The organism is Paracraurococcus ruber (assembly GCF_004353985.1).
In the GTDB taxonomy this organism is placed as follows: Bacteria; Pseudomonadota; Alphaproteobacteria; order Acetobacterales; family Acetobacteraceae; genus Paracraurococcus; species Paracraurococcus ruber.
On sequence record NZ_SMOA01000304.1, the window covers coordinates 1 to 6,113 of the forward strand.

A 6,113-nucleotide genomic window follows, 5' to 3' on the forward strand; every position below is an offset into this window, starting at 1 on the left:
GGGCCAGCAAGGCGGGGCCGCCGGGCGGGGCGGCGGCGGCGAGCGTGGCCTCGGCCGGCGTCAGGCGGGCGGTCAGGCGCGGCCCCTTGCCGCCCTGGGCGGCGCGGCTGACGCGCACGGCCAGCATCCGGCCTTCGCTGACGGCGCGGGCGATGGGCTGGCGTGCCTCGCCGAGGGCGGATTCGGGCAGGAAGCCGGTCTCGCCGCCAACCATGGCGAGGAAGGCGCCGGCCATGGCGGGGGCCAGGGCGCTGACGCGCGCCCGATGCAGGTCGCCGACGCCATCCGGTCGTCCCGGCCGCTCGACGACGTAGTCGAGGAGGCGATCCTCGGCATCGAGCAGGAGGATGCGGCATTCGCCCGGCGAGGCGGAGGCGAGGATGGTGGTCATCCGGCGGCTGCCGGACCCGCGGGGACGCAGGGGGGCGCGGGGGAATGGCTACCCCCGCATCCTAGGGCCGCAGCCACCCCGCGCCCCGGAGCAGTTGCGCCGTCTCGAACAGCGGCAGCCCGACCACGTTGGAATGGCTGCCCGACAGGAAGCGGACGAACATCTCCGCCTGGCCCTGGATGGCATAGCCGCCCGCCTTGCCCTCCCATTCGCCGCCGGCGACATAGGCCTCGATCTGCTGCTCCGTCAGGCGCTGGAAGGCGAGCACGCTGTCCACCACCCGCCGCGCCGCCCCGCCATCCGGCCGGCGCAGCACGACGCCGGTGATGACATGGTGCCGGCGGCCCGAGAGCAGCGCGAGGAAGCGCCGCGCCTCCGCGGCATCCGCCGGCTTGCCGAGGATGCGGCGGCCGACGCCGACGACGGTATCGGCGGCGAGGATGAGGGAATCGGGCGCCAGCGCCGCCGCGGCGGCCGCCTTCGCCTCGGCCAGGCGGGCGGCGAGCTGGCGCGGCAGTTCCGCCTTGCGCGGGGTCTCGTCCGTGTCGGTGGGCAGGAGGCGGTCGGGGACCACCCCGATCCTCGCCAGCAGCTCCCGCCGCCGCGGGCTGGCGGAGGCCAGCACCAGGGGCGGCCGTTCGGCGGCCAAGGCGGCTACTTGAAGCGGAAGGTGATGCGGCCCTTGGTGAGGTCGTAGGGCGTCATCTCCACATTCACCCGGTCCCCGGCCAGGACGCGGATGCGGTTCTTGCGCATCTTCCCGCTGGTATGGGCGAGCACCATGTGCTCGTTGTCCAGCTTCACGCGGAACATGGCGTTGGGCAGCAACTCCATGACGGTGCCGCTGAACTCGATCATATCCTCTTTCGACATCCGCAACCCTTCTGCATCGCGCCGCGTCCGCCCGGGCGCGGGGGCCACGGGGTACGGCGCGGACATGGCTGATGGCCCGGACCATGGCAGGCGGCCGCTGGGCGAGCCTGCGCGGCACGGGCGGCGCATGGGGGTCACGAAGCGGGGATGCCGAGGGGCGGGCCGGCGCGGCGCAAGATGGCGGCGCGGGGGGGCCGGGTCAAGCAGAGGCGGGGCAGCGGGCCGGGCTCGGGGGAACCCGTCGGGGTCCGGGCCTGGGAGTCGTGGTCAAGATGGCCGGGTTCGGCGGTGATGCGGCGACGCGCCGCGGCAACAGCCGGATGTCCATCATCCGCGAGGCCGCGGACTGCCTGCCGCGCGGCAGGCTGCCGCTCGCCTGCCGCGAGCCCGGCCCGCCGCGAGGGGCTATCCGAGCGAAGGATCTCGATCCGGCCGCGGAAGAGGCCCGCCTCGTCGCGCGACCGGGCGCGGTTTCGCTGATCCGGGTGGCGTTGCCGCTTCGGCCGATGGGCCAGGATCCGGGGCAGCAGGGGCCGGGCCGACTCGCGCCGGGCGCGGCCCAGGCCCTCGAACTCCCTGGCCGGATGCTCGCTGCCCGGGGCATGCCGGCGCAGCCGGTCCGGCCAGGCGCGCAGCGTCGCGGGCTGGTCCCGGATCCGGGGGCAAGATTCCGGCGCTCAGGTCAGGCCGCGTCCGCCACGGGCTGAGGTCCGGGCGGCGGGCGCCCGCCCCCAAGCGGTCCGGCAGGCCTTCGGCTAACCCTGCCCCAGCCGCAGCGCCACGCTGCGGCCATGCGCCTGCAGCCCCTCCGCCTCGGCCAGCGCCACCGCGGCCGGGCCCACGGCGTGCAGCCCGGCCTCCGTCGCCTCCACCCAGGTCGTGCGCTTGAGGAAGTCGAAGACCGACAGGCCGGACGCGAAGCGCGCCGTCCGCCCGGTGGGCAGCACATGGTTCGGCCCGGCGACGTAGTCGCCGATCGCCTCCGGGCAATACCGGCCGAGGAAGCAGGCACCGGCATGCCGCACCTTTGCCATGGCGGCGCGCGGGTCCGGCAGCATCAGCTGCAGGTGTTCCGGCGCCAGGCGGTTGGTCAGGGCATAGGCCTCCTCCCAGTCCCGCACCAGGATCACCGCGCCATGCCGCCGCCAGCTCTCGCCGGCGATGGCGCCGCGCGGCAGCGTCGCCAGCTCCGCCTCCACCGCCGCGGCGACCGCATCGGCGAAGCGGGCGTCATCGGTCAGCAGGATGGCCTGGGCGCTCTCGTCGTGCTCGGCCTGGGCCAGCAGGTCCACCGCGACATGCCGCGGGTCGTTGGCGGCATCGGCCAGCACGACGACCTCCGACGGGCCGGCGATGGAATCGATGCCGACCCGCCCGAACACCTGGCGCTTGGCTTCCGCGACATAGGCATTGCCCGGGCCGACGATGCGGTCCACCGGCGCGATCGAGTCGGTGCCCCAGGCCAGCGCCGCCACCGCCTGGGCGCCGCCGATGCGGTACACCTCCGTCACGCCGGCGCGCCGCGCCGCCGCCAGCACCAGCGGGTTGATCTGCCCGCCCGGCGCCGGCACCACCATGGCGATGCGCCCGACGCCGGCGACCCGCGCCGGCAGCGCGTTCATCAGCACCGAGGACGGGTAGGCCGCCTTGCCGCCGGGGACATAGAGCCCGACGGCATCGAGCGGGGTCCAGCGCATGCCGAGGGTGAGGCCGTCCGCGTCCGGCAATTCCAGGTCCTGCGGCATCTGGGCGCGGTGGAAGCGCTCGATCCGCACCGCCGCCAGGTCCAGCGCCGCCAGCAGGTCGGGGGCGATGCCGGCGGTGGCGGCGGCGATCTCCGCCTCCGTCACCCGCAGGGCGGCCGCATCGGACGGCTGCCAGCCATCGAAGCGGGCGGTCAGCCGCAGCAAGGCCGCATCGCCCTCCCGCCGGATCCCGGCAATGATGTCGGCCACGGCGGCATCCACCCTGGCGGTGGTCTCGCGCGCCGAATCCAGCAGCGCCTCGAAGGCCGGCGGGAAGCCCGCGTCCCTGGTGTCCAGCCGCGTCACGGCAGTTGGCCGCTTCGCTGCAGGCCCCGCGCCTCGCCGGCGCCGCGCGGCTCCGCGGCCGAGGCGGTCTCCAGCGCCGCGCGGAAGCGGGCGATCCAGGCGCCGATCCGCTCCGGCTGGGTCTTCAGCGCGATGCGGTTGACGATGAGGCGGGAGGTCACCTGGGCGATCACCTCGGTCTCCACCAGCCCGTTCGCCTTCAGCGTGCTGCCGGTGGCGACCAGGTCGACGATCAGGCGGGACAGGCCGAGGGAGGGGGCCAGCTCCATGGCGCCCGACAGCGACACGATCTCCGCCTGCACCCCGCGCGCGGCGAAATGCCGCCGCGTGATGTTGGGGTATTTCGTCGCCACCTTGATGCGCGACCAGCGGCTGGGATCATCCGTCCCGGCGGTCGCCGCCGGCTCCGCCACGCTGACCCGGCATCGGGCGATGCCGAGGTCGAGCGGCGCATAGACCTGGTCGTAGTCGAACTCCATCAGCACGTCGGCGCCGCAGATGCCGATCTGCGCCGCGCCGAAGGCGACGAAGGTGGCGACGTCGAAGGGCCGCACCCGCACCATGTCGAGGCCGGGATCGGAGCTTTCGAACCGCAGGCGCCGGCTGTCCTCGTCCAGCAGGTCCTGCGCCGGCGCGATGCCGGCGCGGCCGAAGACGGGGCCGAGCTCGGTCAGGATGCGGCCCTTGGGGACCGCGAGCACCAGCGGGCCGGCATTCGCCGTGGCGAGCGCTGCGGGATCGGGAATCGGCAGGTCCATGGCGACGCCTAGTTCTGCGGCCCGGTGGCCGGGCGGAGGATGGTCGGGGTGGCGCGCGTCATCCCGCCACCCGCTCGATATCGGCGCCGACGGCCGCCAGCTTCGCCTCCACCCGCTCATAGCCGCGGTCGAGGTGGTAGACGCGGTTGACGATCGTCTCGCCCTCCGCCGCCAGGCCGGCCAGCACCAGGGAGACCGAGGCGCGCAGGTCCGTCGCCATCACCGGCGCGCCGGACAGCTTCGGCACGCCGCGGACGATGGCGGAATGGCCGTGGTAGTTGATGCGCGCGCCCATGCGCATGAGTTCGGGCACATGCATGAAGCGGTTCTCGAAGATCGTCTCGGTGATCATCGAGGCGCCTTCGGCCACGCACATCAGCGCCATGAACTGCGCCTGCATGTCGGTGGCGAAGCCGGGGAAGGGCTCCGTCATCACGTCGACGCCCGACAGCCCGTTCATGCGGGACACGCGCAGCCCCTCCGGCCGCTCCGACACCTCCACCCCCGCCTCGCGCAGGATGCGGGCGGTGGCGCCCAGGTGGTCCAGCCGCGCGCCTTCCAGCAGCAGGCGCCCGCCGGTGATGGCGGCGGCGCAGGCATAGGTCCCTGCCTCGATCCGGTCCGGGACGATGCGGTGGGACGCGCCCGTCAGCCGCGCCCCGCCCTCGATCCGCAGCCGGTCGGTGCCGATGCCCTCGATCCGCGCCCCCATGCGCATCAGGCATTCGCAGAGATCGCTGATCTCCGGCTCCCGCGCCGCATTGACCAGCTCGGTCTCGCCGCTGGCCAGGGTCGCCGCCATGAGCAGGTTCTCGGTCGCGCCGACCGAGACCTGCGGGAAGAGGATGCGCGCGCCCTTCAGGCCCTGCGGCGCCTTGGCATGGATGTAGCCGGCCTCGATCCCGATCTCGGCCCCCATCTGCTCAAGGCCCTTGAGGTGCAGGTCCACCGGCCGCGTGCCGATGGCGCAGCCGCCGGGCAGGGAGACCCTGGCCTGGCCGTAGCGCGCGACCAGCGGCCCGAGGACGAGGACCGAGGCGCGCATCTTGCGGACGAGGTCGTAGGGCGCCTCAAGGTTGTCGGCGGCGCCCGAGAGGGTCAGCGTGCGCGCCTGCTTGTCGTGCTCCACCGCCAGCCCGTGCTGCCGCAGCAGCCCGGCCATGGTGGCGATGTCGGCGAGGTCGGGCGCGTTCAGCAGCCTGAGCGGCCCGTCCGACAGCAGCGCCGCGGCCATCAGCGGCAGGGTGGCGTTCTTGGCGCCGCTGACGGGGATGCGCCCTTCCAGCGGTCGGCCGCCGCGGATCAGGATGCGGTCCATGCGGCCCCCCTAGAGCTTCGGCAGCGCGACGCCGCGCTGGTGCATGTATTTCCCCGACCGGTCGGCATAGCTGACATCCGGCGCGCTCTCCCCCTGCAGGAAGAGGAACTGGCAGATGCCCTCATTTGCGTAGATGCGGGCCGGCAGCGGGGTGGTGTTGCTGATCTCGATCGTCACCTGGCCTTCCCATTCCGGCTCCAGCGGCGTGACGTTCACGATCAGGCCGCAGCGGGCATAGGTGCTCTTGCCCAGGCAGATCACCAGGATGTCGCGCGGGATGCGGAAATACTCGACCGTATGCGCCAGCGCGAAGCTGTTCGGTGGGATGATGCAGGTGGCGCCGCGGCGGGTGACGAAGCTGTCCTCGGCGAAATGCTTCGGGTCCACCAGCGCGTTGTCCACATTGGTGAAGACCTTGAACTCGTCGGCGACGCGGGCGTCGTAGCCATAGGAGGACAGGCCGAAGGAGATCGTGCCCTCCCGCCGCTGCGCCTCGACGAAGGGCTCGATCATGCCGTGCTCGCCCGCCATGCGGCGGATCCAGTGGTCGGGCATGATGGGCATGGCGGGCGCCTTCGTCCGGGGGCGCAAGGACCAGGCGGCGCCCCTGATTGGGCGACAGGGCTTAGCCCAGCCGCCCGGCAGCGGCAACCGGAGAGCGGCTCACGCCCCCGGCTCGCGGCCGCCGGCGCGGGGTGGGCGCGCCGGCGGGCCAGGGGCCG

Annotated in this window: 7 protein-coding genes and 1 pseudogene; 1 reads left to right on the plus strand and 7 read right to left on the minus strand. The window is 73.7% G+C overall.

Translation table 11 applies throughout. From position 1 onward, the window contains the following. From E2C05_RS27560 to infA, 3 genes and pseudogenes are all read right to left on the minus strand, one after another. A pseudogene (locus E2C05_RS27560) lies at positions 1-391 on the minus strand (hypothetical protein); the annotation flags it as partial. 61 nt (positions 392-452) lie between these two features. Beyond that, positions 453-1,040, minus strand: coding sequence for a Maf family protein (locus E2C05_RS27565; protein ID WP_133222853.1), 588 nt, complete (start codon positions 1,038-1,040; stop codon positions 453-455). A gap of 5 nt (positions 1,041-1,045) precedes the next feature. Beyond that, positions 1,046-1,264, minus strand: a complete 219-nt coding sequence (gene infA, locus E2C05_RS27570; protein ID WP_133222854.1) for a translation initiation factor IF-1 — start codon at positions 1,262-1,264, stop codon at positions 1,046-1,048. Between the two features lie 272 nt (positions 1,265-1,536). Between infA and E2C05_RS27575 the strand changes: the two genes are divergently transcribed. Then, positions 1,537-1,971 carry a hypothetical protein gene (locus E2C05_RS27575; RefSeq protein ID WP_133222855.1) on the plus strand — a complete coding sequence of 145 codons (435 nt, stop codon included), beginning with the start codon at positions 1,537-1,539 and terminating at the stop codon, positions 1,969-1,971. Between the two features lie 48 nt (positions 1,972-2,019). Here the strand turns inward: E2C05_RS27575 and hisD are convergent, their stop codons facing one another. From hisD to dcd, 4 genes are read right to left on the minus strand one after another with little or no spacing between them, the layout of a single operon-like run. After that, positions 2,020-3,315, minus strand: coding sequence for a histidinol dehydrogenase (gene hisD, locus E2C05_RS27580; protein ID WP_133222856.1), 1,296 nt, complete (start codon positions 3,313-3,315; stop codon positions 2,020-2,022). Then, entirely contained in the window at positions 3,312-4,073 is a 762-nt protein-coding gene (hisG, locus tag E2C05_RS27585) for an ATP phosphoribosyltransferase (protein ID WP_133222857.1), read from the minus strand. Before hisG ends, hisD begins: the two co-directional genes overlap by 4 nt. A gap of 58 nt (positions 4,074-4,131) precedes the next feature. After that, complete coding sequence (gene murA, locus E2C05_RS27590; protein ID WP_133222858.1) at positions 4,132-5,391, minus strand: UDP-N-acetylglucosamine 1-carboxyvinyltransferase; 1,260 nt, start codon at positions 5,389-5,391, stop codon at positions 4,132-4,134. A 9-nt stretch (positions 5,392-5,400) separates the two neighbouring features. Continuing rightward, positions 5,401-5,955, minus strand: a complete 555-nt coding sequence (gene dcd, locus E2C05_RS27595) for a dCTP deaminase (protein WP_133222859.1) — start codon at positions 5,953-5,955, stop codon at positions 5,401-5,403. Positions 5,956-6,113: the final 158 nt, after the last annotated feature.